We start from the raw sequence: 26047 nt of genomic DNA on the forward strand, positions 1-26047 counted from the left end.
CGGCTGACGCTGAACATCCTGCTCAGCTTCGCCCAGTTCGAACGCGAGGTGATCGGCGAGCGTATCCGCGACAAGTTCGCCGCCTCCCGCCGGAAGGGCATGTGGATGGGCGGTCCGGTGCCGCTCGGCTATGTGGTCAAGGACCGCAAGCTGGTGATCGAGCCCGCCGAGGCCGAGCACGTCAGGACGATCTTCCGCCTCTATGCGCGCTCCAGTTCTACCGCACAGGTGCTGAAGGAGCTGCACGCCCGCGGGATCTGCACCAAGCGCGGCGCGGTGTTCGACCGGGGCTACCTGCTGAAGTTCCTGCACAACAAGGTCTATCTCGGCCTCGCCGTGCACAAGGATGAGGTCCATCCCGGCGAGCACGCGGCCATCATCGACCAGAAGCTGTGGGACGAGGTGCACGCTGTCATGGCCAACAACCGTGTCGCCCGCAGGTCGGTGGCGCGGGCCGCTCAGCCAGCGCTTCTGCGCGGGCTGATCTTCACCGAGACCGGTGCCGCCATGACGCCACACCACACCAGGCGGAAGGGCAAGCGCTACTGCTATTACACGTCCATGGACGTGATCCGGAAACGCCCCGCGGCCGAGTTGCGCGGGCCGCAGCGGCTGCCGGGCGCGATGGTCGAAGAGGCCGTCATCGGCGAAATCCGCCGGATGCTGCGCACGCCCGAGGTCGCGGCGCGCACGGCGCGGGCGGTGCGGAAGGAGCGCCCCGATCTCGATGAGACCACCGTCGTCGCGGCGCTGTCGCAGTTCGACGATCTCTGGCAGGCGCTGATCCCGGCCGAGCAGGCGCGCATCGTCCAGCTGCTGGTCGCGCGGATCACGGTGAGCGAGGCGGGCCTCGCCATCGACCTGCGCCACGAGGGGCTGGGCGCCATCGCCGCGCTGATGGTCCCGCCGAGGAAGGAGGTCGCCTGATGCCTGCGCCCGAGACCCTGCGCGTCCACATCCCCCTCGAACTCCGCCGCCGCGGCGGCCGCCCCCGGATCCTGCCGCCGAAGCATGTCGAGGCCGCCATGGGCCACGGGCAGGATCCGCACCTCCTGCGCGCCATCGGCCGTGCCTGGGGCTGGCGGCAGCGGCTGGAACGCGGCGACGTGGCTACGCTCGCCGATCTCGCCGGCGACGAGGGCCTGTCCGACCGCTACGTCAGCCGCCTCCTGCGCCTCGCCTGGCTCGCGCCCGAGGTGCTCGAGCGGCTGGTCGTCCACCGCGAGCCTTCGACGATCAGCATCTACGACCTGTGCTTCGTGGCGGCCCTGCCGTGGGACGAGCAGCCGGGCCGGGTGTTCGACTGAGCCTCAGTGAAAGCTCGCCTGAAACGTCGTCGCCGTCAGCGAGACATGCGCGTCCAGCGGCGGGTGCAGTTCGAACGCCTTCGGCTCGCGTGAGAAGTTCCAGAGCCGGAAGAGGCGCCATTCCGCGCGCCGCTCCTCGGCCACGGCAAGCTCGTTGCGGGTGATGTGGAAGGGCGTGCGCTCCCAACCATTCGTCGTTTTCACCTCGATCAGCCGTTCCCGACCGTCCGGTGCGAAGCTGGCGATGTCGTAGCCCGCGCCATCCCCGTCCTCCTCCGACACCCAGCGCACCTTGCGCGCCAGGTCGTCGCGCCCCGCCGAACGCAGCGCCGACCGCTCATGCGCCAGAACGCGTTCCTCGCCCGCGCGGCCGAGGGCACGGTTGCGTTCGTCCCGGCCTGCGACATCGAACTTGGCCGCGATGTGCAGCATCTGCTCCAGCTCCTGCGGCGGCGGCTGGTTCGACAGCGTCGGCGGCGGCCCGATCCAGATCTGCGCCGCTTCGCGCAGACCACCCGCAGGATGCAGACTCGGCTGACGCCCCAGCCACGCCGGGTTCAGCGCCAGCCACCGCGCCACGGCATCGACCAGCGTCATCTGGAAGTTGAAGGCGGGCTTGTAGCCGGGGATCCAGTCCTCGCCGAGGCCCTTCAGCACCGCGCTGATGTTCTGGTGCTTGAACTCGACCGATCCCTCGGAGCGGTTGTTGAGAAGCGGCAGCAGCGCACGACGATGCTCGGCCTTGTTGTAGGGCCGCCCGGCGATGTCGTCGGCCAGCATCGCGAAGTAATCCGCGACGATCAGGTCGTTCTCTTCATCCGTCCAGGGCGCGTTCGACATTGCGCCAGGCTACGGGCGGCAAGTCCTTTTGTCATCAACGCTTTCCAATGCTGGCCCGCTTAAATCACCGCCTCCGCTATGCGCCATTCGACCAGCGCACCCACCGGCTGCGCCTATTGCGTGTTGCGGCTCTGTTCCCCTCGAAGGCGATGGACACGAGGGGCGAAGTTTTGGCGGAGTTGAAACTCAGGCCATTGGAAAGGCGAGGAAAAATCAGACCGAACCGAATTCGGCGAGGTTCGCCCGAACAGAGACGGAGCGCCGTTCAGAGCCCGGAACGGGCCTCGCGCGCAGTCTCAGAGGTTCGCACGGGGGAGGCAAAGCCCTTTGAAAACACGACTATTTCCGCGCCGCTATGGGCGCCTCTCCGTGTTCGCAACAGGGATGATGGCGGAGGGGATGGGCCTGACGTCGGACCTTCTCCATCTGTCGATTCTGACAGCGCGGTACTTAGCGGCTCTGCCCGTCCGCTCCGCCGATCTGCTCTGCTCAACCATTTTTCAGTAGCGACGGCCTTGTTTTCTTGGCGACATGTGTGGTTGCTTTGACGTGTCGCGTTACGGACCAACGGCCGGGGAGGCGCCTAGGACCTCATCAAAGCATCCGTCAAGATTAATGCTCCGGCAAGCCACCCACGCAGTCGCAGGACATGTCGTTGCTGCGCGATGATCTCCGGCGACGCGACAACAATGCATGCTGTATCGGATCAGCGCCAAGCGGGAGATCAGTATCGCGACAGGAGAGCCTCCGAAAAGCCAACACATCGCGACGCAGCTTCATCGCGCTCGCGATCTCCGGGTCTTGGCAGAAGCGTGGCAGCTGGTCTGATGGACTTTCGAGCGCGCCGCGCCTAGGCTTGGAGCATGCTTTCGCGATTGCTGACCCTGCTTGCAATCCTCGCGGTGTCCCTGGTGACCACGCTGGCAACTGCGCATGCCGCGCGCATGAGCATCGGTTGCGCTTCGGAACATACGATTCATGCCGTCGAGATGAAGGGTTCTGCGGTCGGAGCGGACGTGGGCTGCGACTCCGCGCACCCCTGCGGGTCGGCGGATGCTGCGATGTGCAAATCCGTTTGCGCCGGTCTCCTGGTCATCGCGACGCCGCCGCGCGAGCAAGTCGAACATGCCCCTGGCGCCGACAGGCATGACGTCCGGCCCGAAGCCATTCCCGTCGGCCGCGTGCCGGAAGGAACCGATCGGCCTCCCAAGTCCCGTCTCCTCTGATCGCGCGGGGCTGCCCTTCGCATTCCGGACAATCAGATGACGGGACGCCTGTCCCGAGGAGACGACCATGAACATCCTTACCCGACGCGGCTTTCTGGCCGCAGGCTCTGCCGCCATTCTCGGCGCGCAGATGCCAAGTCTTGCCCGCGCGCAGAGCGGCAGCCCGCTGGCCCTGTCCGCCGCAACCCGCACGCTCGACATCGACGGCCGTGCCGCGACCGTCTTTGGCCTTGCCGGGCCATCCGGCCAGGGCCTGGTGCTCGACCCCGGACAAAGGTTCCGGGTCGATCTAACGAACGATCTCGACGTTCCCACCATCATTCACTGGCACGGCCAGATCCCGCCGAATGCCCAGGACGGCGTGCCGGACATCCCATTGCCGCCCCTGGTTCCCGGCGAGACGCGATCCTACGATTTCGAACCGAGGGCCGGCACTCACTGGATGCACAGCCATCTGCCGATCCAGGAAATTCAGCTTCTCGCCGCGCCCCTGATCGTGCGGTCGCCCGAGGATCTGGCCGCCGACCGGCAGGAGGTGGTGATGTTCCTGCACGACTTCTCGTTCAGCGCACCCGAAGAGGTGCTGGCCCGGATCACCGGCGGCAGTGCGGGCGGGCATGGCGATCACGGCGCGCTGGCGGGCGGGTCGGCAGCCCAGCCGATGCCGGGCATGGATCACGGTGCCTTGGGCCACGGCGGGATGGGCAACATGCCGGGCATGGGAAACATGCGGGGGATGGGCGGGATGATGGGCATGGGCGGGATGGCCGGCATGGCCATGGACCTGAACGACTACGACTGGGACGCTTATCTCGCCAATGACCGCACCCTGTCCGACCCCGAGGTGGTCACGATCGAGCGCGGCGGCCGCATCCGGCTGCGCATCATCAACGCGGCGGCGGCGACGGTGTTCTGGATCGACAGCGGACGGGCTGCGGCCCGGCTCGTTGCCGTGGACGGGCACGCGGTCCGGCCGCTTGCCGGAAGCCGGTTCGGGCTGGCGATGGGGCAGCGGCTGGATCTGGAGATCGACCTTCCGGCCGAAACCGGTACCTGGCCGATCCTTGCCCTGCGCGAGGGCGCGCGCGAGCGCACCGGGCTGATCCTCGCCACGCCCGGCGCCGAGGTCCGGCGTCTGGACGCCCTCGCCGAGACGGCGGCCCCGGCCTTCGACACCGATCTTGCGCAGGAGGCGCGCCTGTCGGCCCTGGTTCCGCTGCAGGGGCGGCCGGTGGATCGCAGCCAGATGCTGATGCTGGGCGGCTCGATGCAGCCCTATGCCTGGACGATCAACGGCGCCACCTGGGGCCAGCATCAGCCGATCGCCGCGCGCAGCGGCGAACGGGTCGTGCTGTCCTTCCACAACATGTCGATGATGGGCCATCCAATGCACCTGCACGGGCACGCCTTCCAAGTCGTGGCGGTGAACGGCCGCGCGGTTGCGGGGGCGCTGCGCGACACGGTCTATGTGCCGCCGATGTCGATGGTCGATGTTGCCCTCGACGCCGGAGAGGCTGCGCGCTGGATGCTGCATTGTCACCACATGCCGCACCTGGCGACCGGCATGATGACCGAGTTCGCGGTTTCGGCCTGAGATCGCGCTTGGCGGGGCGCAGCGAAGCGGTGCCCCGCCCGGATGTCACCCCACCGGCACGCAGGACGTGCCACAACGGAAGGGAAAGACCATGATGAACGGAACCGGAATGGGATTCGGCATGGGCTTCGGCTGGCTGTTCGGCCTGCTGATCCTCGTCCTCCTCGTGCTGGCCATCGCGGCCCTGATCAAATACCTGCGGAAGTGAACGGAGACAGAGCATGTCCTATACGATCGACCGGATGGTCCCCGGAACCGGCCTCGACGACGTCGATGCGCGTACGCGCAAGGCGCTGGCGGATCACGGCTTCGGCGTACTGACCGAAATCGACGTCGCGGCGACGATGAAGAAGAAGCTCGACGTCGAGATGCCGGCCTATCGCATCCTCGGCGCCTGCAATCCGAAGATGGCGCATCAGGCCATCGGGCTGGAGCCCCGCGTCGGCGCGATGCTGCCCTGCAACGTGATCCTGCGCGCGGTGGAGGGCGGGGTGGAGGTCAGCGCCATCGATCCGGTGGCCTCGATGCAGGCCATTGCGAACGACCGGTTGCAGTCGGTGGCCGGCCAGGTGCGCGACCTGCTGGCGAAGGCCGTAGCGGCGATCTGATGCGCGGGCCTGACCAGCAAACCGGAAAGGAGGACCGGATGACACGGACGGTTGTCACGCGCCGCATGGCCCTGAAGGGCGGGATGGCCATGCTGGCCATCTGGCCGCTCGGCGCCGCCGCCGAAGGGGAGGCCCCGAGGATCCATGTGGTGAAGGACCCGGGCTGCGGTTGCTGCACCAGCTGGATCGGGCATCTGCGCGACAACGGGTTCGCCGTCAGCTTCGAAGACCGCGACCCCGTCGCGCTGGCCGCCTTCAAGCGCGCGCACGGCATCCCGGACGCGCTTGCTTCCTGCCACACCGCCATCAGCGGCGCTTACACGATCGAGGGCCATGTCCCCGCCGCCGACATCCGCCGGCTGCTGGCCGAGCGCCCCGATGCCATCGGTCTCTCGGTTCCCGGGATGCCCTACGGTTCGCCCGGCATGGGTCCGGAAAGCGCGCGCGAGGCCTATGACGTGCTGCTGATCCGCCGGGATGGAGGCGCGGAGGTCTTCGCGCAGTATCCCGCGGCAGGGTGATGCCGCCCCCCGATAGCCCGGGGGGCGGAAGACCCGATCCGGGGTCGGCTCAGGGGGCCCGCATGGCCTGGTAGTCGCCGCGCGTCCGCAGGGTCAGGACCACAGGGGCGTCGGTCCGGTTGCGCCAGAACCAGCCGTGGTTGCCGGCGAAGGCCGGGACCAGTTCGCCCGTCTGTTCGGGCACGGCGCGCCCCTGTTCGTAGCTGATCCGGTTCGCCCCGCCCTCGCCATGGGTATCGTAGTTCAGCACCGCCCCGTTTGCGGTCCATGCGAAGGCGGCCCGCGCGCCTTCGGCCATGGCCAGCTTGATCTCGATGCCTTCGCCGGGCGCGAGGGTGTAGCTCACCTCGTCGCGCCAGAGCGCCGCATCCTGCCCGGTCGTGGCCGGTGCGGGGGCCGAGGCGACGGGCGCCGTCGCTCCTGCCGGCAGCGCAGCGGCGGCCGGTTCGGGCACAGCCGGCGCCGCGCCGACCTCGGCGCCGATCACGGCCGCGATGGCCGCAACCTGCCTCTCGATCGCCGCGAGCCGCGCGAGGACCTGCGGGTCGGCAGCGAGGGGGGCGGCCGCAGCGGCCGGGGCTTGCGCGGCGGCACGTGCGGCATCCTCGGCCGCAGCCTCGGCATAGAGCTGCTGCTTGATCTCGCCCATCTGCGTCAGGCCCATCGCGCGCCCGAGGCCGGTGGCGTCGATCCCGTATTCGGCCGGCAGCCAGAACAGCACCAGTATTGCGCCGGCCGCGGCGGCCGAGCCGAGGGTGGCGCGGATCAGGCCGCCGGACGTGGCCTCGACGCCTCGCACATGGCCCTCGGCGTCGCGCCGGCGGTCGTGGCGCGGCTCGGCCCGCAATGGGGGGGCGGGGGCGTTGGCGATATCGAAATACTTGCGTTGCATGGGATGTCTCCGCAATTCAGGCGACGAGATAGCCGGCGATCTGGAAGCCCGTCAGGGCGAAGCCGGCGACCATCATCAGGACATTGGCGGCATAGGCCTGCCGCGCGAAGGACGGGGTGGCGCGCCAGCGGTTCATCACCACGAGGATGGCCGCAAGCGCGGTCAGCTGGCCGATCTCGACCCCGACGTTGAAGGCGATCAGGTTCGCCAGCAGGCCGTCGGGCGAGATGTCGTAGTCGATGATCTTCGAGGCGAGGCCGAAGCCGTGCAGGAAGCCGAAGATGAGCGTCGCGGCCCGCGTGTCGGGCTGCACGCCGAACCAGGTCCGGAAGGCGCCCAGATTGTCGAGCGCCTTGTAGACCACGGAAAAGCCGATGATCGCGTCGATGATGTAGCTGTTGATGCCGAAGCCGAACCAGACCCCGGCGAGCATGGTCGTCGAATGCCCGATGGCGAAGAGCGAGACGTAGAGGCCGATCTCCTTCATCCCGTAGAGAAAGAAGATCACGCCGAACAGGAACAGGATGTGGTCGTAACCGGTCACCATGTGCTTGGCGCCGAGGTAGAGGAAGGGGATGATGTGCACCCCGGTCACCTCCTGGATATAGCCCTTGTCGCCCAGCGTCACCGCGTGGGCGAGGGCCGAATCGGCCCAGGCAAGGGCGAGGAGCGCGAGCGCAAGCCAGAGGGCCAGCCGCCGCGCGGGAAGGGCCGGTCGGGCGCGACCGGCGGAGTCATGTGTCATGCGAGGAAGTCCTTCGTCCGATCTGTCGTGTGGCGCGGCCGGGCTGCGCTGCGAAGCATGGGTCAGACGAGGCGGGGCGGGCGCCGCGGTCCTTCGCGGATCAGGCCGGGCGGCGCGGATGCCTCTCCGGGCGCGGGCGCAGGCTCGCGCCACGCGGGATGGTCGGGGCCGGGTTCCGGCAGGGCCTGCAACTGGTGCTCGTGGTCGGTTGCATCGTGACCCGCGAAAGGCCCATGATCCGCTTCGGAATGCGCATGCCCATGTGCTGCGACCTCGGCCGCCGCCGCCATGCTGGCGGGCCCGTGGGTCAGGTTCACCAGAACCGGGGCGAAAAGCAACGCCAGCAGGACCAGCCAGGACAGCGGTGCCCGTGGCCCCCTTGCCTTGCCTCTGCCGCGCCTTGCCCGCATCCCCGAACCTGCCTTCGTCCCGTCGCCTGCCGGCGATCTTGCATTATCCCCCCGGGGGGGATATGTCCTTCTTATGACAGACCCGCATCCCCATGCAAGCCACCCCGCCATCGTCACCCGGCTGAAGCGCGCCGAGGGGCATCTGCGCCATGTCATCGGCATGATCGAGGCCGGCCGCCCCTGCACCGAGATCGCGGTGCAGCTTCAGGCGGTGGAAAAGGCCCTCTCCACCGCCAAGCGCACGCTGATCCACGACCACATGGACCATTGCCTGGGCCACGGCGGGGCGGCGGACCTGGACGAGCTGCGCCAGCTGGCGAAACTGCTCTGAGGCCATTCGATGCTGTCGGTCCTGTCCAACCGCACCTGGCGCCATCTCTTCGCCGCGCAGGTCATCGCGCTGGTGGGGACGGGGCTGGCCACGGTGGCGCTGGGGCTGCTGGCCTGGCGGATTGCGGGCGAGAACGCGGGCGCGGTGCTGGGCACGGCGCTGGCGATCAAGATGGTGGCCTATGTGGGCCTGTCGCCCGTGGCCGCGGCGCTGGCGGCGCGGGTGCCGCGGCGGGCCTGGCTGGGGGGGCTGGACCTGATCCGCGCCGCGGTGGCGCTGGCCTTGCCCTTCGTGACCGAGGTCTGGCAGGTCTATGCCCTGATCTTCCTGTTGCAGGCGGCCTCGGCGGGCTTCACCCCGGCCTTTCAGGCCACGATTCCCGACATCCTGCCGGACGAGGCCGACTATACCCGCGCGCTGTCGCTGTCGCGGCTGGCCTACGACCTCGAAAGCCTGGTCTCGCCCATGCTGGCGGCGGCGCTCCTGACGCTGGTCAGCTTCCCGGCGCTGTTCGGCGGCACGGTGATCGGGTTCCTCGCCTCGGCCGCGCTGGTCACGACCGTGCGGCTGCCCGCGCCGCAGGCCCCGGCGGCGGGCGGGGCCTGGGCGCGCACCACCGCCGGTATCCGCCGCTATCTCGCCACGCCGCGGCTGCGGGGCCTTCTGGCGCTGAACCTGGCGGTGGCGGCGGCGGGCGCCATGGTGATCGTCAACACCGTGGTCGTCGTGAAGGCGGGCTTCGGTCTGGGCGAGCCGCAGGTGGCGCTTTCGCTCGCGGCCTTCGGGGCGGGGTCGATGGCGGCGGCGTTCATGTTGCCGCGGCTTCTGGAGCGCATCCCCGACCGCCCGGCGATGCTGGCGGGTGCTGTGCTGCTGGTGCTGGCCCTGCTGGCCGGGCCGATGGCGAGTGCGCTGCCCGCGCTCATGGCGCTGTGGCTGGTCACGGGCTTCGGCTATGCGCTGGTGCAGACGCCCACGGGCCGCCTCCTGCGCCGCTCGGCCCCGGCCGAGGAGCGGCCCACGCTCTTTGCCGCGCAGTTCGCGCTGTCGCATGCCTGCTGGCTGATCGCCTATCCGCTGGCGGGCCGGGCCGGTGCGGCGATCGGCCTGCCCGCGACCTTCCTCGTCATGGCGGCGCTGGCCGCGCTCGGCACCCTGCTCGCCTGGCGTCTCTGGCCCGCGTCCGAGGAAACCGCGCTGCCGCACGTCCACGCGGACCTTCCCCCCGACCACCCGCATCTGCGCGAACACGCCACACCGCACCGCCACGCCGCGATCCGCGACGCGCTGCACCCCGACTGGCCGCCGGAAGAAGCCCGCCATGCCGCATGACCACACCCACGACCATCGCGCCGGCCCCGCCGACCTCGGCCCGGCCTTTCGCCTCGCCGTGCTGCTCAACGCGGGCTATGTCGTGGCCGAGGCGGCGGCGGGGTTCCTGACCGGCTCGCTCGCGCTTCTGGCCGATGCCGCGCACAACCTGACCGATGTCGCGGGCCTGCTGATCGCCTGGGCGGCGGCGGTTCTGGCACGGCGCGCGGCCAGTGCGCGGCACAGCTGGGGGCTGGGTCGGGCCACGATCCTGGCGGCGCTCCTGAACGGCATCGCCATCCTGATCGGGGTCGTCTGGGTGATCTGGGAGTGGGAGGCGGTGGGGCGCCTTTCGGCGCCGGTCGAGGTGCCGGGGCCGGTCGTCATGGCGGTGGCGGGGATCGGGATCCTGGTCAACACCGGCACGGCGCTTCTTTTCCTGCGCGCCCGGCACGATGACCTCAACGCCGAGGGCGCCTTCCTGCACATGGCGGCCGATGCCGCCGTTTCGGTCGCCGTCGTGCTGGCGGCGGCGGGCATCTGGCTGACGGGGCTGCAATGGCTCGACCCCGCAGTGGCGATCGCGGTGAGCCTGCTGATCGCCGTCACCGCCTGGCGGCTGACGCGCCAGGCCCTGCATCTCGGCCTCGATGGCGTGCCCGAGGGGATCGACCTGCAGAAACTGGCCCGTTTCATCGGCGACCAGCCGGGAGTGAACAACGTGCACGACCTTCATGTCTGGGCGATCTCGACGACCAGGACGGCCCTGGCGGCGCATGTCGTCTTGCAGGGCGAGGATAGGGATGGCTTCCTCGACCATGTGACGGAAGCGCTGGAACGTGATTTCGGCATTGGCCATGTCACGCTGCAACTGGAAACCGCGCCTTGCGAAAGGGCGGGGGTTTGCCTTGCGACCTGACCGGCACGCCGCGCCGCCTGTTGCCCGCTGGGTGCCTTCCGGCGCGCGCCCTTCACGTTCGGCACGTTCGGCAGCGGAACCGGATATTCACACGGAATCCACCGGACGATGGTGGTCCGCCATGCAGTGGCCGTGGTCCCCCAGCACCTCGATGACCCGGCAATCGGCGATTTTTCCGCCCGCGCATTGCACGACCATGCGTTCCAGTTCGGCCTTCAGCGCCGTCAGCCGTGCGAGGCGACTTTCGACCTCCGCCAGTTGCGCCCTGGCGATGGCATCGGCGGCGGCGCAGGACTGTTCGGGATTGTCCGACAGGCTGAGCAGGTCGCGGATCGCCTCGAGCGTGAAACCGAGGTCGCGCGCGTGCCGGATGAAGGCCAGCCGTTCCAGCGCCTTGCGGCTGTAGAGACGCTGATTGCCCGCGCTGCGTTCGGCCTCCGGCAGCAGGCCGATCTGTTCGTAGTAGCGGATCGTCGGCACCTTCACTCTGGCCTGCGCCCCGAGCTTTCCGATGGTCAACATCAGATTCCCCTTGAAGCTATAGTTGCTAGAGACATTAGGTTCCCGACTCGATGAAGACAACTGCCCCTCGGGGCCGAGGGAAAGCCATGACGGAAGCAAATAGCGAAACCGCCTGCGACTGGACCGTATCAGGCATGGATTGCGGCTCTTGTGCTGCCAAGATCCGGGATGCGGTGACGCGTATGCCGGGGGTCAGCGGCGTCGAGGTCAGCATCATGTCGGAACGCCTGCGCCTGACGCTGGACGAGGCGCAGACCGGGCGGGACAAGGTCGAGAAAACGGTCCGGGCCCTCGGCTATGAAATCGCGCCGCGTGCGGCCTCGGCGAACAAAGAGTTCGTGCTGCCCGGCGCTAACATCCCGAAGGCAGACGTTGGCGAGCACGCTGACCACGATCGTGATGGCCACGATCAGGATGGCCACGACCATGGCCCGCAGGCAGACGCCACCGCAAAACGCGACGACTCCGGCCACGGCAGCGCCGGCCATGTGCATGACGATCCAGCCGACCGTGGCAAGCGCTGGTATCAGACGGGCAAGGGCAAGCTGGTGATGTTCACCGCCCTCTTGCTGGGGGCCGCCTGGATCATTGAATACCTGGCGCCCGAGATCGGCAAATGGGCCTTCACCGCGGCCTGCCTCATCGGGGTTGCGCCGGTGGCGAGGCGAGCCTTTGCCGCACTGCGGATGGGTCAGCCGTTCACCATCGAAAGCCTGATGACGATCGCGGCCATCGGCGCGCTGTTCATCAATGCGGCGGAAGAGGCGGCGCTGGTCGTCTTTCTGTTTGCGGTGGGTGAAGTGCTGGAAGGTGTGGCAGCAGGCAAGGCGCGGGACGGGATCCGCGCGCTGGCCAACCTGGTGCCCAAGACAGCGATGCTGGAGGTGAATGGCGCCACGAAAGAGGTGCCTGCGGCCAGCCTGTCGGTGGGTCAGATGATCCTTGTGCGGCCCGGTGACCGCGTTCCGGCGGATGGAGAGATTTCCGAGGGCACTTCTGGCGTGGATGAAAGCCCGGTCACCGGTGAAAGCGTGCCCAAGACACGCGGGCCGGGGGATTCCGTGTTTGCGGGCTCGATCAACACCGAAGCCGCGTTGCGGATCAAAGTGACCAAGGGGCCCGAAGACAACACCATATCCCGCATCATCCGTCTCGTGGAAGAGGCCGAGGAGGCCCGCGCGCCCACCGAGCGGTTCATCGACCGTTTCAGCCGCTGGTATATGCCCGCAATTGTTGCGGTCGCGGCGCTGGTCGTGCTGGTGCCGCCGCTGGCTTTTGGTCAACCGTGGGATACCTGGGTCTATCGCGGGCTGGCGCTGCTCTTGATCGGTTGCCCGTGCGCGCTGGTCATCTCGGTCCCGGCCTCCATCGCCTCGGCGATGTCCACGGGCGCAAAGCGCGGGCTGTTGATGAAGGGCGGCGCGGTGATCGAGGCGGCATCAAGCGTCAACCGCATCGCATTCGACAAGACCGGAACGCTGACGCACGGGCGGCCGAAGGTGACAGACCTGGTTGTTTTCGGCACGACCACCGAGGCCGAACTGCTGGCCGTCGCGGCGGGGGTGGAGACGGGGTCGAGCCACCCCTTGGCCATCGCCATCCTGAACAAGGCCAAGGACACAGGCGTCGCGGCGCTGCCGTCGCGCGACGCCAAGGCGCTGATGGGCAAAGGCGTCGTCGCAACGGTTGGCGAGGCATCCGCATGGGTCGCCTCTCCGCGCTACGCCATGGAGAATGGCGGGCTCGATGGCCTCGGCCTGCGCCAGGCCACCAGCTTTGAGGAAGATGGCAAGACCGTCGTCGCGGTGTTCCGCGAAAAGACCCCGCTCGGCCTGATCGCGATGCGGGACGAGCCGCGCGCAGACGCCAAGGACGCCGTGCGACAGTTGACGGCGATGGGCGTGACCTCGGTCATCCTGACCGGAGACAACCCGCGCACGGCTGGCGCCATCGCGGGTGGCCTCGGCATGGAGTTTCAGGCCGACATGATGCCAGAGGACAAGCTGACGGCGATCAAGACGATGAGCGAACGGGGCGGCGTGATGATGATCGGCGACGGCATCAACGACGCGCCCGCGCTGAAACAGGCGAGCGTGGGCGTGGCGATGGGGTCGGGCACCGATGTGGCGCTGGAAACCGCCGATGCGGCGATCCTGCGCGACCGGGTAACGGACATCCCCGCCATGATCCGCCTGTCGCGCGCGGCGATGGCCAACATCCGCCAGAACGTCACCATCGCTCTGGGGCTGAAGGCCGTTTTCCTGGTGACCTCGGTTCTGGGGCTGACCGGCCTCTGGATCGCGATCCTTGCCGATACCGGGGCAACCGTGCTGGTCACCCTGAACGCGCTGCGCCTGTTGCGGTTCAACCCGGAACGCGAGGCGTGATGCGATGATGTCTGGCTTTGGCTGGGCCGCGCTGGCCCTTCTCTTCGGTTATCTCGCGCTGTTCTTCTGGGGCAGTGCTGTCGCCGCACAGGCGGCGGGACGACCCGTCTGGCTGTTTGCGCGTGCCACTGGGCGCGACCGGCTGGCAGCCTTCGGGTTCCGCTCAACCTTCGCGCTGGCCTTCTTCGGGCCGCTCCTTTGGCTCGCGCTGCCCATGCTGCACAAGGTCGATCCGTTCTGGACCGAAGGGAAGGCGCTGATACTTGGGGTGATCGGCATCTTCGTCGCGGGCCTTGGCGCAATGGTGGCCTTCGCTGCGCAGATGTCGATGGGCACGTCCTGGCGCGTCGGTGTGGCGAGCGGCCAGACGGGCAGCCTCGTCTCGGGCGGGCTTTATCGGTTCAGCCGCAACCCGACCTTTGTTGGACAGTTCGCCCTGCTGGCGGGAGTCGCCCTCGCGGTCCCTGCCGTACCGACCATCCTCGCGGCGATCCTGTTCCTCTGGTCTGCGGCCACGCAGGTCCGGTCGGAAGAGGCCGCTATGCGTCAGACTTTGGGATCGGACTATGACCGCTATGCGGCCTCTGTTCCGCGCTGGATCGGATTTCGTCGCAGGGCAACGTCATGACCGGGCGCATGATTGTCGTCCTGATCGCGGCCACTGCGCTGGCTGATCAGCTGACCAAGGCAGCAGCTTTGTTGAACCTCCCGCTCGGCCAACCGGTTGCTGTCATGCCCGGCTTCAACCTGAGGCTCGGCTTCAACGAAGGGGCGAGTTTCGGGATGCTTTCGGGCGTGATGGCAGGCAAGCCCCTCCTCATGGCGGCACTGACCGGGGCACTGACGCTGGTCTTCGCCGTCATGGCGTTCCGGGCACGCCATCCGTTTGAACGCGCAGGTTTTGCACTCGTTGTTGGGGGCGCACTTGGGAACATTGTCGACCGGCTGCGGCAAGGGGCGGTCACGGACTTCCTTGATCTCTTCTGGCAGGACTGGCACTGGCCCACCTTCAATGTCGCGGATATCGCCATCACGCTCGGGGCAGTTTGCATCCTCGCAGCCTCTCTCCGATCACGCCGCCGCAAGGAGCCTGTTCTTGACCGACGCTAATGCCCAGACGCTGTCGCGCGACGACCTGCCCCTCACGGCCGCCTTCCTGATCGCACTGACCGCCACGCTTGGCGCGCTGTTCATTGGCGAGGTGCTGGGCCAGATGCCTTGCACCCTGTGCTGGTATCAGCGCGTCGCCATGTTCCCGCTGGTGGCGATCCTTGGCCTTTCGCTTTGGCGAGGGGACGGCATGGCGCGTCCCTATGCCCTGCCGCTGGTGCTTGCGGGTCTGGCACTGGCAGGCTGGCACTCCGGGCTCCATCTCGGCCTTATCCCCGAGGCCGTCGCACCCTGCACCAAGGACGGGCCGTCTTGCTCTGGTCCGGCGCAGATCATCTTTGGCCTGCCTATTCCCTATCTCTCGCTGGCGGCTTTTGCTGCCATCCTTGCCTGTCTGATCTTTTCCAAAGGAACCCGCACATGAACCGCCGCACCTTATTGATCGGGGCTTCGGCCCTCGGGCTTGTCGCTTTCGGGGGCGGTGCCTTCTTCCTGAACCGCCAGCGTCAGGCCGAAGCCGAAGCGCTTGCCGCTGCCACTCCGGCCGTGGACCCCTCGCTTCTGATCCGCCCGCATTCCCCCAGCTTCGGCCCTGCCGATGCGCCGGTCACGCTGGTCGAATTCTTCGACCCTTCGTGTGAGGCCTGCCGGGCGTACCATCCGGTCGTCCAGGAAATCCGCCGCCAGTTCCCGGATCAGGTCCGCGTCGTCTTGCGTTATACGGTGTTCCACGAAGGCTCGGACGAGGCGGTGCGCATCCTGGAGACCGCGCGGATGCAGGACAAGTTCGAGCCGGTGCTGGACGCACTTCTGGAACAGCAGCCGGGCTGGGCGGTACACGGATCGCCGCAATTGGATCTGGCCTGGGAAATTGCCGGGGCCGCTGGCCTCGATCTTGAAAAGGCCGAAAGTGACAAGCTGTTCCCGGGCATCACCGGCATCCTCAATCAGGACATGGCCGATGTCGAGGCCGCGGGAATTCGCCAGACGCCGACCTTCTTCCTGAACGGCAGGCGGCTGGAGAACTTCAGCGCCGAAAGCCTGATTGCCGATGTCCGGTTTGCTGTCGAAAACGCCTGACGGCCCCGCGTTCAGGACTTGTTGGCGAAGGCTGCGAACAGGGCCAGCGTCCGCTCGCTGACGTGATGCTCGATGCCTTCGGCGTCGCGTTCGGCCGTCTCGGGGTCCAGTCCCAGGCTAATGAGAAAGCGCAAGACGATCTCGTGCCGCCGCCGACATTCCTTCGCCAGCGCACGGCCCGCATCCGTCAGAAAGACCGAACGATACTTGGCGCGGGTGATCAGCCCCTCGCGCGCCAGACGGTCGAGGGTCTTGGTCACGGTTGGCACTTTCACGCCAAGCCGAGCTGCGATGTCGACCGGGCGGGCCTCGCCCTGATCGTGAATCAGTTCGGCAATCAGCTCGACATAATCCTCGGCCAGTTCCCGGCTGCGCGCGTCGCGCACGCCCTGAAACGCTTCTGCCCTCAGATCTGCGGGCCGGTCATCGGATGCGGGCTGCGTCTGGGGGGCAAGAACGTGCCGTGTCATTCGGTGAGTGTCGCACAGGGAGGATTGACAAGTAAAGACGCGCCACTGATTGTTAGCATAGTCTAACTTTGTGCGCCAAGCCTTTGGCGCGACCTTGCGACCACGGAAAGCATCACCGCCATGCCCGCGAACGCCTGGCGACAAGAGCGTGAGACGCCGTCCCTGTCCGAGGTCTTCCGCAGCATCGCGGTCGGCAATGGCGGCACCAGCACCAGCCGGTTCCGACGGTTCCTTGCGTTCATCGGCCCCGGCTATCTGGTGGCAGTGGGCTACATGGACCCCGGCAACTGGGCGACCTCGCTCGCGGGCGGGGCGGCCTTTGGCTACACGCTTTTGTTCGTGGCCCTGCTGTCGAACATCATGGCGATCCTGCTCCAGTCGCTCTGCGCGCGGCTTGCCGTCGCCTCGGGGCGCGATCTAGCGCAGGCCTGCCGCGACGCGTTCGCGAAATGGATGTCGGTCCCGCTGTGGGTGCTGGCGGAAGGGGCGATCATCGCCACGGACCTGGCCGAGGTGATCGGCACCGCCATCGGTCTGAACCTCTTGTTCGGTATACCGCTGGAGATCGGCATCTTCATCACCGCCGCCGACGTGTTCCTGATCCTGTGGTTGCAGAACAAGGGGTTCCGCTGGATCGAGGCGTTGATCATTTCACTGATGGCATTGATCGCCGCCTGCTTTGTCGTGCTGATTGCGCTGGCCGACCCTGTCTGGGGCGAAGTCATCGCCGGGTTCGCCCCAAGCCGCGAGATTCTGGGCAACCCGACCATGCTCTATCTGGCGCTCGGGATCATCGGGGCCACGGTGATGCCCCACAATCTGTATCTGCATTCCGGCATCGTGCAGACCCGCGCCTTCGGGCTTGACCTGCCCGCCAAGCGCGAGGCCCTGCGCCTGGCCACATGGGACAGCACCATCGCCCTGATGTTCGCGCTGACGATCAACGCCTCGATCCTGATCCTTGCCGCCGCCGCGTTCTACACGGTTGGCGAAAACGACGTGGCCGAGATCGACAAGGCGCACCTGCTGCTGGAGCCGCTCTTGGGATCATCGCTGGCGCCGATCCTGTTCGGTGTGGCGCTGTTGTGCGCGGGCCTCAATTCCACAGTCACAGCTACCATGGCCGGGCAGATCGTGATGGAGGGGTTCATCGACCTGCGCATAGCACCTTGGGCGCGGCGGCTGATCACCCGCTGCCTTGCGATCGTGCCCGCGATCTTCGTGATCCTGCTCTACGGCAGCGAAGGCGTGGGTCAGCTTTTGATCCTCAGCCAGGTCGTGCTGTCGTTCCAGTTGCCGTTCGCCATCGTGCCTTTGGTCATGTTCACCGCGAGCCGCGCCAAGATGGGTGACCTGGTGGCACCGCACTGGCTGACCGGGCTGTGCTGGCTGATTGCGGCCGTCATCATCGTGCTGAACATCAACCTGCTGTCGACCGTTCTGCTGGGCTGACCCGTCACCCTTCCGTGACCACGAAATTTGCCGCTTGAAGCTCAAGCTACTGGAGGCTTTAGACATCCGAAAACAACAGAGAGCGAAGCGGATGCGTTTGACGGGACTACAGAAAATCCTCTGGGCTGCGGCTGGAATTGCCACGCTTGCCTATGGGGCGTTTATGGTTCTTTCAGACCGTGCACCGCTACCCGTGGCGCAGGCGGCGTTCCGGCCGACCTTTGCGCTGCCCGATGCCGAAGGGCGCCTGCGCACCCCGGCAGATTTTGCGGGCAAGCATATGCTGGTGTTCTTCGGCTTCACGAATTGCCCCGATGTCTGCCCCACGACCCTTTCCGAAGTGGCACAAGTCATGGACGATTTGGGAGATGATGCTGCCCGCGTGCAGCCGCTGCTCATTTCCATCGACCCCGAGCGCGACCGCAGGCTTGGTCTGGCCGAGTTTGTCACGGCGTTCCATCCCTCGATCCTCGGACTTGCGGGAGACGCGGCCCAAACCCGCGCCGCAGCTGACAGCTTCAAGATATTCTTCGAACGCGAGGAAGACCCCTCAGCCCCGGACGGCTACGCGATGTCGCACAGTCCCGCCCTCTACCTGATCGGACCGGACGGCGACTGGCTGCGCCAATTCACCTATGGCACCCCCGCCACTGAAATCCTTGCCGACCTTCAATCCAGATTGTGAGCCACATGAGAACGCTGATCCTTGCCACGGCCTTGGCCCTGTCGGCCCCCGCCGCCTTTGCCTGCGAAACCTTCACCGTCGGTGATCTGACTGTCGAGCACGCCTGGTCCCGGGCCACAATCGGTGCCGGGCGGCCAGGAGTGTTCTATGTGGAAATCACCAACGCAGGTGACACCGATGATGCGCTGATCGGGTTAGCCACCCCTGCGGCGGGAATGCCGATGCTGCACGAAACTGTGGTCATGGACGGGGTCGCCTCGATGCCGCACGCCATGTCCATCCCCGTTCCGGCGGGACAAACGGTTGCGCTGGCACCGGGCGGCTATCATGGAATGCTGATGGATCTGTCCACCGCGCTGAAGGAAGGCGACAGTTTCCCCGTGACACTGACTTTTGAGAAGGCAGGCGAGGTCACGGTCAACGTCGAGGTCTTGTCCCTGCGCGCGGAGGGGCCGGATTGCGAACACGCCGCGCAGTGATCCTTGGCTTGGGCGGAGCGGCAAGCGCATTGGCGTTCACCCTCGGTCTTGGCTGGTGGAAAACCCGCAGCCGCACAAAGCCGGGGGCGGATCTATTGCCCCTGCCCATCGCAGAGATGGTGTTCACCCTGACCGACCATCGCGGCAAAACCGTTCGGCCAGTGGACTGGATCGGGCGCCCGACGCTTGTGTTCTTCGGCTTCACTTGGTGCCCTGATGTCTGCCCGACGACGCTAAGCGACATCTCGGGCTGGCTGGAGGATCTCGGCCCAGACGCCGACCGGCTGAACACAGTGCTGATCAGCGTTGATCCTGAACGTGATTCGCCGGATGTGCTGGCGGAATATCTGTCGAATTTCGATCCCCGCATCATCGGTCTGACCGGCCCGCTGGCCGAAATCGAACGCGCCGCAGCCGGGTTCCGCGCGCGGTTCGAGAAGGTGGCGCAGGGGGAGCACTACACGATGGACCACACAGCGGGCGTGTTCCTGTTCCGCGCCGACGGGCGCTTCGGCGGGATCATTGACTATCACGAGGATCGCCGTTTTGCTTTACCCAAGATCCGCAGGGTCTTGGAATGAAAGCAACGGACCGCATCTTGCCTTTGCAGATTCCACTCTTGACGAGGACAACCATGGCATTTTCGACCGACATCACCCGCCGCGGCGCACTGCTGTCGGGACTTGCATTCACGACCTTTATTGCACACCCGCTCCTTGCCCAAGGGACCGCCATTCATGTCGTGAAAGGCACCGGCTGCGAATGCTGCGACGCATGGGTCGCCTACCTTCGGGATGCGGGGTTTGCCGTCACCGACGAGGAGCGCTACGGAACGCTTTTGATGATGTACAAGACCGAGGTGGGCGTTCCGCAGAAGATGATCTCCTGCCACACCGGCATGGTAGCGGACTACGTCCTTGAGGGCCATGTTCCGGCTGCCGACATCCGCCGCCTGCTTGCCGAGCGCCCGGACGCCATCGGGTTGACTGTCCCGGGCATGCCCTACGGCTCCCCCGGCATGGGGCCGGAGGCCGAACGCGAGGCCTATGAGGTGTTCCTGATCCGTCAAGACGGCTCGACCGAGGTCTTTACTCGATATGACGCAATGGGTTGATGGTTGCCGCGGGAACGGATCCTCAATAGTCCGTCTCCACATAGACCCCGGCGCAGTCGTAGGCGACGGCGGCGGCGGTCGCGCCGGTGTTCAGGAACAGCCGCGGCGACAGGAATTGCGTGTTCGCAGGCAGGTCGGCGGTGATTTCCTGCTCGAAGACCGCGCCAGTGACCTCGTCCACGACGCGCACCCAGACGGATGATCCGTTCGGCGGCGCGGCGATGAACAGGGTCAGCACCCCGCCCGTGGCGATGGCGAAGGACGCGCCCATGTCGGTCAGGGTCGGCGCCCCGGTGCCGTCGTTGCGGACCAGCTGCCAGTTCGCATGGGTCCCGCGCTGGAAACCTATGCCGACGCAATTCACCACGGCGGCCAGCGTCAGCGTGGTGGCCAGCGCGGCGGTCGATCCATAGAGGCCGAAGAAGCCCATTCCGGTCGCCTGGAGCGTCGTGAGCGAAAGGCGCGTCACGAAGGTCCAGCCGCCGAGGCCCGCCGCGTTGCCTCGCCAGCAGGCCCAGCCTGCGGATCGCTGATCGGCCACAGAGTCCGCCGCAGCCGACGAGGTCAGTCGCCAGCGGCGCATCGAGGCGGCAAGGTTGGTGGCCGCCAGCGTCGGGTGCGAGACGGTGCCGACCGAGGTGATCGGCAGGCCCTCGGTCGTGATCGTAGTGCTGACCGAGGGCGACCAGTTGGCGATGCGGTTGACCCCGAAATGCGGCTGGAGCGGGAAATCCCGGCCCGAGGGGCGCATGACGTCGATCCACGGCGCACCGGCTCGGTTGCGGGCATAGACAGAGGCCTTGCCTGCCGGTGGGGGCGACGGCGCTGCGGCCAGTCCCGGCAGAACGGTCGGCTGCGGCAGTTCCACCTGGCCACTGGTCCGGTCGATCCTGATGGCATCGAAGAAGGCCGAGCCGTCCGGGCTGACCTTGAAGCTGAAATCGTCGTTGCCGAGAAGGCCGATGAGGGCGCGGGCGGAGAACCCGGTCTTGAAGCCGAAGGCTGCGTCGTTCGCCGGGGCCGCCTTGTTGACCGTCGCCTCGATCCCGGCGCCTGCGTTGTTGAGAAGCACGGCCGGTGTGTTCACCGACAGCCGGTTGTAGCTGTCAGCGGTCGCCCCGCCGAGGCCGAGGAGCTGCGCCGTCAGGTTCGCCTGCGGCATGCCGACCTGCGTGACGCTGTTCGCGAAGGTCACGGTGGGCGTGTTGATGACTGTTGTCCCGCCCGCCCCGGCGGTGGCCGAGCCGATGTTCAGGACCGTCGTCGATCCGGAAGTGCCGCCCGTGCCGAGGTTCACGGTCTTGGTCGTGCCGCTCGCCGTGGCCCCTGTCCCCATCCCGTAGGTCGCGGTGCCGGTGGACGTGCCGATGGTCGCAGTGGCCCCGGATGTCGTCACCGTGCCCGAGGCCGTCAGCGTCCCCGAAAACGTCTTGTTCCCGGTGAAGGTCTGGGTGCCCGCAAGGATCGCCAGTTCGGACGAGGTATTCGGCAACGTGAAGCTGCGCGTGGTGCCCGCGGTGATACCCGCCAGCGAGAAGGTCGCCTTCTTCGTCGGATCGGCGTCGTTCACCAGGCTGAACACGGCATCGGAGACGTCGCGCGGCTCGCCCACCACCTCCCAGGCGCTGCCGGTCCAGACGAGGAACAGGCTTTCGGCCGCGACCCAGACCATCCAGCCCGTGCGCGGGACGAGGCGGATCCACGCGCCATCGATCCAAAAGGCGATGTTCAGCTCCCACCCGGCCCAGAGCCCGGTCGCGCCAGAAGCGACCAGATGCCGATTGCCATCGGCAGGGCTGGCCGGGGGCGCGGTGCGCGTGCGGTCGAGGACCGACAGCTGCACCATGGCATCGAGCAGGCGCAGCGCCTCGTTATGGGTGACATGCTTCTGTGCCTGCGCCGCCAAGAGGTAGGGCAGGCCCAGATGGGTCGAGGTGTCGGACATTTGGCTTCCCGTGGGTTGGGCTCAGAATTGCAGCGTGACCGCGGCGGGCGTGCCGCGGCCGAGGCGGTTCGAAAGCTGGTAGATGCGGATCGCCAGCGTCTGGCCGGGCCCGAGCGGCGCGCCCCAATCGGCTGTCTGCTGTGCGGCGGTGTAGAGGACGGAAGTCGTGCTGCTGGTCAGGTTGCGCTTGACGGTCGTCCCGTCGAGGATCTGGACGTCGTAGGATTCCTGGTCCTCGACCAGCGGCACTTCGACCTGTTCCCAGGCATCGGCCACCAGCGCGCGGGATCGGCGCGTCCAGCGGATGGTCAGATCGCCCGGGCTGCGCGCCGTCCGCCAGGGCTGCTCGACATGGACCGGGGCGAACGGGACAAGGCCGCGTCCTGTCGGGGTGAAGCCCAGCGCGGCGTAGCTGTCTTCGGTGAGGGCGCGCGCAGCGGGGCCCACACGCCAGCTCCATGGCAGTCCGAGATCGGCCTCGGCGATGGGCAGCGAGGACAGCGTTGCATCCAGCACCACGACCCGCGCCCCGGCCGGGGTGGGATTGCCCATGGAATGTTCTGTTCCACGCTGGCCGCGCAACAGACGGGTGAGCCGGTACCGGCCGGGGCCGATCAGTTCGGCTTGGCCTGCCTGGATGATCTCCCAGAGCCCCGCCCCCACCTCGACCGCCAGTGCATTGGCCCCGCCAAAGAGAGCGACATCCGTCACGCTCTCCAGCGTCCCCGACAGAAGATCGACGACCAGCGCGTTGCCCAGATCGAACCTCGAAGTCGGGCCCGGAAAGAAATCGAAGGCCAGCGTGCCAAGTCTGGCCCGACTGCCGAAGGTGGTCAGGAGGTTGAACCCATCCGTCGAGGCGCTGCGGAAGACGGCGATCTCGCCCGGCCAGGGGCTGGCATAGGCAGCGATCAGGGGGCGATGGGCGGGCTGGTCCTCGGTGATCTGCGGGAGGTCCAGCATTACCACCTCGGGCGTGCCGAAGACGACGGGGCTCGCGAGCGAGGCCGGTCGGGGATCGCCGGGCGGCAAGTCATACGCGGCGCGGTCCTGGCGCACCGCCTCGATGCCGCGCGCCTCGGAATCGGCGACCGAGACAAGGCGGAATTCGACTTCACGGCCATCATGCGCGAGCCGGATGACGTCGGCCGGATCGAGGGCCAGCCGCGAGGGCGGCAGACGGAAGGTGGCGCTCTCCCGGCCGATCCACGCCTCCATCAGGGCGCGGCGGCAGCGGCGTTCGGCTTCCTCGGGTGGGATCGCCATGGGGAAGGATTCGGAGGCGATGCGCGTCGTGTCGACGGTGATGCGGCGCGCTTCCACTAGCGCGGCGTCATAGTCCTCATCCGCCCGCGCCACCTGCCACTTCAGCGCTTGGGGCAGTTCGGTCTCCTGCGCGCGGACCAGTTCCAGCGCCTCGCCTTCACGGCTTGCGACCAGATCGTCGATGGACAGCGTGGCGAGCGATGCCCGGCCGCGCATGATGAATCGGATCGCGCCCTCGGTCTCGATGGCGTCGAAGCCGAAATGCTGTGCCAGCGTGGAAATCGAGGCGCGGGGGCTTTCCAGCGCGCCGATGACATAGCCCTCGACAGCGCCCCAGAGGCCGGAGACGTCGATCAGCGCCTCGTCGAGCCCAGAGCGTAGGCAGAGGTGCCGCACAAGGGCGGCCAGAGACACGGCGCCCAGTCGTCCGGTCAGCCAGTGCCCGAGCCGCCAGTTCGGGCCGTCTGTCCAGACCCCGGTCAGCTCGGGGAAGAACGGATAGGGCCGCGCGTCCCACGTCCAGGCAGCGCATTCGGGGACGTGGACCATCCGGCCGCCGTAGATCGCGGAAGTCGGGTTGTTCGCCGCCTGTCCCCACCAGAGATAGCTGGCTTCCAGATAGGCACGCTGGATGGCATCGTCGCGCCATCCGCGGGAGAAATACGGCGTGAAGCTCTCGGACGACTTCGGGTCGAAGAAGACGTTCGGCTGGTTCGTGCCCCGGTCGATGGCCGGGCAGCCGAGTTCGGTGAACCAGACGGGCTTCGATTGCGGCACCCATGCGGTGGGCGTGCCGCTTTCCACCCCGCCCGGCCGGTTGAAATGCGGGTTCGACCACCAGGCGCGCAGATCCTTGTAGCGGAAGACCCAGGGCTTGCCTGCAGCACCATCCGTGATGGGGGTCCGGACTTGGGCCGACCGGTCGGCGGTGCTGGCGTAGAACCAGTCGAAGCCCTCGCCGCCTGCGATGTTGGCCTGCAGATATCCCCTGTAATGGATGGCGGGCCAGCCTTCAAGCGCATCGGCATGGTCGAAGCCGTCGCGCCAGTCCGACAGTGGCATGTAGTTGTCGATGCCGATGAAGTCGGTGTTGGCGTCCGCCCAGAGCGGGTCGAGGTGGAAATGGACATCGCCGCTGCCGTCGCCCGGCTGATGGCCGAAATACTCCGACCAGTCGGCGGCGTAGCCCACCCTGGTGCCAGCCCCGAGGATGGCCTTCACATCGGCCGCCAGTGCCTTGAAGGCGGTGACGGCCGGATAGGCGCTGGCGCTGGAGCGGATGGTGGTCAGCCCGCGCATCTCCGAGCCGATCAGGAAGGCGTCGACGCCGCCGGCAGCGGCGCAGAGATGGGCGTAATGCAGGATCATCCGGCGCAGACCCCAATCGCTCGAGGGACCGGTCCAGCTGACGGTGTCGCCGGAGATCGCGAACTGCGCCGGCGTGGCCGCGCCGAAGAAGCTGGAGACCTGCGTTGCGGCGGCGGCGGTCTTGTCCACAGTCCCCGCATATCCCGGCGCAGGGGAGCAGGTGATCCTGCCCCGCCAGGGGAAGCTGGGCTGGCCCGGTGTGGCAGCGTTGGCGCTGTAGGGGTTCGGCAGCGTGTTGCCGGGCGGAACGTCCATCAGCAGGAACGGGTAGAAAGTCACCCGCAGCCCGCGGGCCTTCATCTCGCGGATCGCCTGCACCACCGCAAAGTCGGCGGGCGTGCCGCCGTAGACGGGACGGTCCTCGGCGTCACGGCTGACCAGATGCGCATTCGCCCGTGCCACGCCGTTGACTGTCCAGGTCTTGGGGCTGGTGACCTTGGCCGCCACCTCAACGCCGGGCTTGATCGTGCAATTGCCCGCGCGCAGGTCATTGCCAAACCACGCAACGACGAGGCTGACGCTTTCCACCGCCGGGGCCATGGCTTGCAGGCGGTCCAATGCGACGACGATGTCGGCCTCATCCGGCAGCGCGTTCAGATTCTCGGCCGAGGTCGTGCCGCCGAAGCCGCCCGCGCTCTTGCGGATCGTTTCCGTCGCATAGGTGAACTCGCCAGAGGCCGGGATCATCGTCACCGCCTTGACCAGCCCCTCGGCGGTGTCGGGATCCGGGAGCGGGCGGAAGACCTCGAAGCTGAGCTGCGGCAGGCGGTTGCCGTAGGTGGAAAGCGACAGTTCCTCGAAGACCACATAGGCCGTACCGCGATAGGCCGGGGTGTTGGCCGCCCCCATTTTCGCGGAGATGAACGGGTCAGGCGTCTGGGTCTCGTCGCCTGAATACCAGCGCCATGTGATGCCGGTCATGTCGAGCGGCTTGCCGTCAGCCCAGATGCGGCCGATGCCGGTGATCGGGCCTTCACACAAGGCGACTGCGAAGCTGGCGTAGTAGAGGTATTCCGTCGTCCGGACCTTGCCGCCGCCGCCGCCCTTGCCGCCGCCTTGCGTCGTGGTCTTCGTCTCTTCGCGGAAATCGGTCGCCCAGATGATGTTGCCGCCGATCCGCATGCGGCCGTAAAGGCGGGGGATGATCGCCCCTTCAGTGGCCGAGGTGATCCGCAGGGAATCCAGCCGCTGGCCCTCGATCTTCTGAGCAGGCGCCAGCGAGGACACGATCCAGCTGTCGACCACCGACCCGATGGTCGAGCCGATGAAACCGCCGATGGCGGCCCCGGAGAAGCCGAGGATCGCGCCGCCAAAGGCCCCGCCGATGGCGGACCCGACGGCGCCGAGGACGAGCGTTGCCATGTGGAAATCTCAGGGTTCGAAGGGTTGGGGAGTCAGCGTGCCGGGAACAGGAAGGCGAAGGCGAGGCGGCGGCGCCAGGTGGGCGTCAGCGGTTCCTCGATCA

Annotated in this window: 26 protein-coding genes; 19 read left to right on the forward strand and 7 right to left on the reverse strand. The window is 67.3% G+C overall.

What is annotated here, in order from left to right; all coding sequences use genetic code 11:
* Together GT358_RS15545 and GT358_RS15550 are read left to right on the forward strand one after the other, a co-directional pair.
* The coding region (locus GT358_RS15545; RefSeq protein ID WP_166583553.1) for a recombinase family protein at window positions 1-927 on the forward strand (927 nt) is incomplete at its 5' end.
* Window positions 927-1307 (forward strand): hypothetical protein, encoded by a 381-nt coding sequence (locus tag GT358_RS15550; protein ID WP_166583554.1) that lies wholly within the window; start codon window positions 927-929, stop codon window positions 1305-1307. The genes GT358_RS15545 and GT358_RS15550, both read left to right, overlap by 1 nt.
* 3 nt (window positions 1308-1310) lie before the next feature.
* Here the strand turns inward: GT358_RS15550 and GT358_RS15555 are convergent, their stop codons facing one another.
* Window positions 1311-2147, reverse strand: coding sequence for a DUF3883 domain-containing protein (locus GT358_RS15555; RefSeq protein ID WP_166583555.1), 837 nt, complete (start codon window positions 2145-2147; stop codon window positions 1311-1313).
* A gap of 875 nt (window positions 2148-3022) precedes the next feature.
* Between GT358_RS15555 and GT358_RS15560 the strand changes: the two genes are divergently transcribed.
* The 4 genes from GT358_RS15560 (at window position 3023) to GT358_RS15575 (ending at window position 6096) form a co-directional block, all read left to right on the forward strand.
* The gene (locus GT358_RS15560; RefSeq protein WP_166583556.1) at window positions 3023-3373 is read left to right on the forward strand and encodes a hypothetical protein; all 351 of its coding nucleotides are present in this window, start codon (window positions 3023-3025) and stop codon (window positions 3371-3373) included.
* A gap of 67 nt (window positions 3374-3440) precedes the next feature.
* Window positions 3441-4967 carry a multicopper oxidase family protein gene (locus GT358_RS15565; protein ID WP_166583557.1) on the forward strand — a complete coding sequence of 509 codons (1527 nt, stop codon included), beginning with the start codon at window positions 3441-3443 and terminating at the stop codon, window positions 4965-4967.
* A 221-nt stretch (window positions 4968-5188) separates the two neighbouring features.
* Window positions 5189-5575, forward strand: coding sequence for a DUF302 domain-containing protein (locus GT358_RS15570; protein ID WP_166583558.1), 387 nt, complete (start codon window positions 5189-5191; stop codon window positions 5573-5575).
* A gap of 38 nt (window positions 5576-5613) precedes the next feature.
* On the forward strand, window positions 5614-6096 hold the full coding sequence (locus GT358_RS15575; protein WP_166583559.1) for a DUF411 domain-containing protein: 483 nt from the start codon (window positions 5614-5616) through the stop codon (window positions 6094-6096).
* A gap of 49 nt (window positions 6097-6145) precedes the next feature.
* Here GT358_RS15575 and GT358_RS15580 read toward each other — a convergent pair whose 3' ends face one another.
* Window positions 6146-6988 (reverse strand): hypothetical protein, encoded by an 843-nt coding sequence (locus GT358_RS15580; protein ID WP_208103571.1) that lies wholly within the window; start codon window positions 6986-6988, stop codon window positions 6146-6148.
* Window positions 6989-7004: 16 nt separating this feature from the next.
* Window positions 7005-7733: a HupE/UreJ family protein gene (locus GT358_RS15585; RefSeq protein WP_166583560.1), complete on the reverse strand. Its 729-nt coding sequence runs from the start codon at window positions 7731-7733 to the stop codon at window positions 7005-7007.
* A 483-nt stretch (window positions 7734-8216) separates the two neighbouring features.
* Here GT358_RS15585 and GT358_RS15590 point away from each other — a divergent pair, with 483 nt between their 5' ends.
* The 3 genes from GT358_RS15590 to GT358_RS15600 are packed head-to-tail and all read left to right on the forward strand — an operon-like array spanning window position 8217 to window position 10704.
* Window positions 8217-8474, forward strand: a complete 258-nt coding sequence (locus tag GT358_RS15590) for a metal-sensing transcriptional repressor (protein WP_166583561.1) — start codon at window positions 8217-8219, stop codon at window positions 8472-8474.
* A 9-nt stretch (window positions 8475-8483) separates the two neighbouring features.
* Window positions 8484-9806 (forward strand): MFS transporter, encoded by a 1323-nt coding sequence (locus GT358_RS15595; RefSeq protein ID WP_166583562.1) that lies wholly within the window; start codon window positions 8484-8486, stop codon window positions 9804-9806.
* Window positions 9796-10704 (forward strand): cation diffusion facilitator family transporter, encoded by a 909-nt coding sequence (locus GT358_RS15600; protein WP_166583563.1) that lies wholly within the window; start codon window positions 9796-9798, stop codon window positions 10702-10704. Before GT358_RS15595 ends, GT358_RS15600 begins: the two co-directional genes overlap by 11 nt.
* Window positions 10705-10791: 87 nt before the next feature.
* Here the strand turns inward: GT358_RS15600 and GT358_RS15605 are convergent, their stop codons facing one another.
* Window positions 10792-11226, reverse strand: a complete 435-nt coding sequence (locus GT358_RS15605) for a helix-turn-helix domain-containing protein (RefSeq protein WP_166583564.1) — start codon at window positions 11224-11226, stop codon at window positions 10792-10794.
* 86 nt (window positions 11227-11312) lie between these two features.
* On the opposite strand from GT358_RS15605, the gene GT358_RS15610 reads away from it, so the two are divergent.
* From GT358_RS15610 to GT358_RS15630, 5 genes are read left to right on the forward strand one after another with little or no spacing between them, the layout of a single operon-like run.
* A complete protein-coding gene (locus tag GT358_RS15610; protein WP_166583565.1) occupies window positions 11313-13613 on the forward strand; it encodes a heavy metal translocating P-type ATPase in 2301 nt (766 codons plus the stop codon).
* 4 nt (window positions 13614-13617) lie between these two features.
* Window positions 13618-14241 (forward strand): isoprenylcysteine carboxylmethyltransferase family protein, encoded by a 624-nt coding sequence (locus GT358_RS15615; RefSeq protein WP_243730935.1) that lies wholly within the window; start codon window positions 13618-13620, stop codon window positions 14239-14241.
* Window positions 14242-14249: 8 nt separating this feature from the next.
* Window positions 14250-14723: a signal peptidase II gene (gene lspA, locus GT358_RS15620; RefSeq protein ID WP_243730936.1), complete on the forward strand. Its 474-nt coding sequence runs from the start codon at window positions 14250-14252 to the stop codon at window positions 14721-14723.
* On the forward strand, window positions 14710-15147 hold the full coding sequence (locus GT358_RS15625) for a disulfide bond formation protein B (protein ID WP_243730937.1): 438 nt from the start codon (window positions 14710-14712) through the stop codon (window positions 15145-15147). The genes lspA and GT358_RS15625 overlap by 14 nt, the downstream gene beginning before the upstream one ends.
* Entirely contained in the window at window positions 15144-15803 is a 660-nt protein-coding gene (locus tag GT358_RS15630) for a thioredoxin domain-containing protein (protein ID WP_166583568.1), read from the forward strand. The genes GT358_RS15625 and GT358_RS15630 overlap by 4 nt, the downstream gene beginning before the upstream one ends.
* Before the next feature lie 11 nt (window positions 15804-15814).
* Here GT358_RS15630 and mntR read toward each other — a convergent pair whose 3' ends face one another.
* Window positions 15815-16273, reverse strand: coding sequence for a manganese-binding transcriptional regulator MntR (mntR, locus tag GT358_RS15635; RefSeq protein ID WP_166583569.1), 459 nt, complete (start codon window positions 16271-16273; stop codon window positions 15815-15817).
* Window positions 16274-16393: 120 nt separating this feature from the next.
* On the opposite strand from mntR, the gene GT358_RS15640 reads away from it, so the two are divergent.
* From GT358_RS15640 to GT358_RS15660, 5 genes are all read left to right on the forward strand, one after another.
* A complete protein-coding gene (locus GT358_RS15640) occupies window positions 16394-17725 on the forward strand; it encodes an Nramp family divalent metal transporter (protein ID WP_166583570.1) in 1332 nt (443 codons plus the stop codon).
* 91 nt (window positions 17726-17816) lie between these two features.
* Entirely contained in the window at window positions 17817-18410 is a 594-nt protein-coding gene (locus tag GT358_RS15645) for an SCO family protein (protein ID WP_166583578.1), read from the forward strand.
* A 5-nt stretch (window positions 18411-18415) separates the two neighbouring features.
* Window positions 18416-18889, forward strand: coding sequence for a copper chaperone PCu(A)C (locus GT358_RS15650; RefSeq protein WP_166583571.1), 474 nt, complete (start codon window positions 18416-18418; stop codon window positions 18887-18889).
* A complete protein-coding gene (locus tag GT358_RS15655) occupies window positions 18868-19470 on the forward strand; it encodes an SCO family protein (protein ID WP_166583572.1) in 603 nt (200 codons plus the stop codon). Before GT358_RS15650 ends, GT358_RS15655 begins: the two co-directional genes overlap by 22 nt.
* A 53-nt stretch (window positions 19471-19523) precedes the next feature.
* Window positions 19524-20003, forward strand: a complete 480-nt coding sequence (locus GT358_RS15660) for a DUF411 domain-containing protein (RefSeq protein ID WP_166583573.1) — start codon at window positions 19524-19526, stop codon at window positions 20001-20003.
* A 22-nt stretch (window positions 20004-20025) separates the two neighbouring features.
* Here the strand turns inward: GT358_RS15660 and GT358_RS15665 are convergent, their stop codons facing one another.
* Both GT358_RS15665 and GT358_RS15670 read right to left on the reverse strand, forming a co-directional pair.
* The gene (locus GT358_RS15665) at window positions 20026-21948 is read right to left on the reverse strand and encodes a DUF2793 domain-containing protein (protein WP_166583574.1); all 1923 of its coding nucleotides are present in this window, start codon (window positions 21946-21948) and stop codon (window positions 20026-20028) included.
* A 21-nt stretch (window positions 21949-21969) separates the two neighbouring features.
* Window positions 21970-25944 carry a glycoside hydrolase TIM-barrel-like domain-containing protein gene (locus GT358_RS15670; protein ID WP_166583575.1) on the reverse strand — a complete coding sequence of 1325 codons (3975 nt, stop codon included), beginning with the start codon at window positions 25942-25944 and terminating at the stop codon, window positions 21970-21972.
* Window positions 25945-26047 lie beyond the last annotated feature (103 nt).

The organism is Rubellimicrobium sp. CFH 75288 (genome assembly GCF_009904055.1).
Taxonomy (GTDB): Bacteria; Pseudomonadota; Alphaproteobacteria; order Rhodobacterales; family Rhodobacteraceae; genus Rubellimicrobium.

Coding starts and splice junctions, on each gene's coding strand:
- GT358_RS15640 (WP_166583570.1), top strand. CDS start 16,394: ATGCCCGCGAACGCCTGGCGACAAGAGCGTGAGACGCCGTCCCTGTCC.
- GT358_RS15665 (WP_166583574.1), bottom strand. CDS start 21,948: ATGTCCGACACCTCGACCCATCTGGGCCTGCCCTACCTCTTGGCGGCG.
- GT358_RS15590 (WP_166583561.1), top strand. CDS start 8,217: ATGACAGACCCGCATCCCCATGCAAGCCACCCCGCCATCGTCACCCGG.
- GT358_RS15585 (WP_166583560.1), bottom strand. CDS start 7,733: ATGACACATGACTCCGCCGGTCGCGCCCGACCGGCCCTTCCCGCGCGG.
- GT358_RS15555 (WP_166583555.1), bottom strand. CDS start 2,147: ATGTCGAACGCGCCCTGGACGGATGAAGAGAACGACCTGATCGTCGCG.
- GT358_RS15630 (WP_166583568.1), top strand. CDS start 15,144: ATGAACCGCCGCACCTTATTGATCGGGGCTTCGGCCCTCGGGCTTGTC.
- GT358_RS15550 (WP_166583554.1), top strand. CDS start 927: ATGCCTGCGCCCGAGACCCTGCGCGTCCACATCCCCCTCGAACTCCGC.
- GT358_RS15645 (WP_166583578.1), top strand. CDS start 17,817: ATGCGTTTGACGGGACTACAGAAAATCCTCTGGGCTGCGGCTGGAATT.
- GT358_RS15605 (WP_166583564.1), bottom strand. CDS start 11,226: ATGTTGACCATCGGAAAGCTCGGGGCGCAGGCCAGAGTGAAGGTGCCG.
- GT358_RS15570 (WP_166583558.1), top strand. CDS start 5,189: ATGTCCTATACGATCGACCGGATGGTCCCCGGAACCGGCCTCGACGAC.
- GT358_RS15615 (WP_243730935.1), top strand. CDS start 13,618: ATGATGTCTGGCTTTGGCTGGGCCGCGCTGGCCCTTCTCTTCGGTTAT.
- GT358_RS15650 (WP_166583571.1), top strand. CDS start 18,416: ATGAGAACGCTGATCCTTGCCACGGCCTTGGCCCTGTCGGCCCCCGCC.
- GT358_RS15580 (WP_208103571.1), bottom strand. CDS start 6,988: ATGCAACGCAAGTATTTCGATATCGCCAACGCCCCCGCCCCCCCATTG.
- GT358_RS15600 (WP_166583563.1), top strand. CDS start 9,796: ATGCCGCATGACCACACCCACGACCATCGCGCCGGCCCCGCCGACCTC.
- GT358_RS15565 (WP_166583557.1), top strand. CDS start 3,441: ATGAACATCCTTACCCGACGCGGCTTTCTGGCCGCAGGCTCTGCCGCC.
- lspA (WP_243730936.1), top strand. CDS start 14,250: ATGATTGTCGTCCTGATCGCGGCCACTGCGCTGGCTGATCAGCTGACC.
- GT358_RS15595 (WP_166583562.1), top strand. CDS start 8,484: ATGCTGTCGGTCCTGTCCAACCGCACCTGGCGCCATCTCTTCGCCGCG.
- GT358_RS15670 (WP_166583575.1), bottom strand. CDS start 25,944: ATGGCAACGCTCGTCCTCGGCGCCGTCGGGTCCGCCATCGGCGGGGCC.
- mntR (WP_166583569.1), bottom strand. CDS start 16,273: ATGACACGGCACGTTCTTGCCCCCCAGACGCAGCCCGCATCCGATGAC.
- GT358_RS15610 (WP_166583565.1), top strand. CDS start 11,313: ATGACGGAAGCAAATAGCGAAACCGCCTGCGACTGGACCGTATCAGGC.
- GT358_RS15575 (WP_166583559.1), top strand. CDS start 5,614: ATGACACGGACGGTTGTCACGCGCCGCATGGCCCTGAAGGGCGGGATG.
- GT358_RS15660 (WP_166583573.1), top strand. CDS start 19,524: ATGGCATTTTCGACCGACATCACCCGCCGCGGCGCACTGCTGTCGGGA.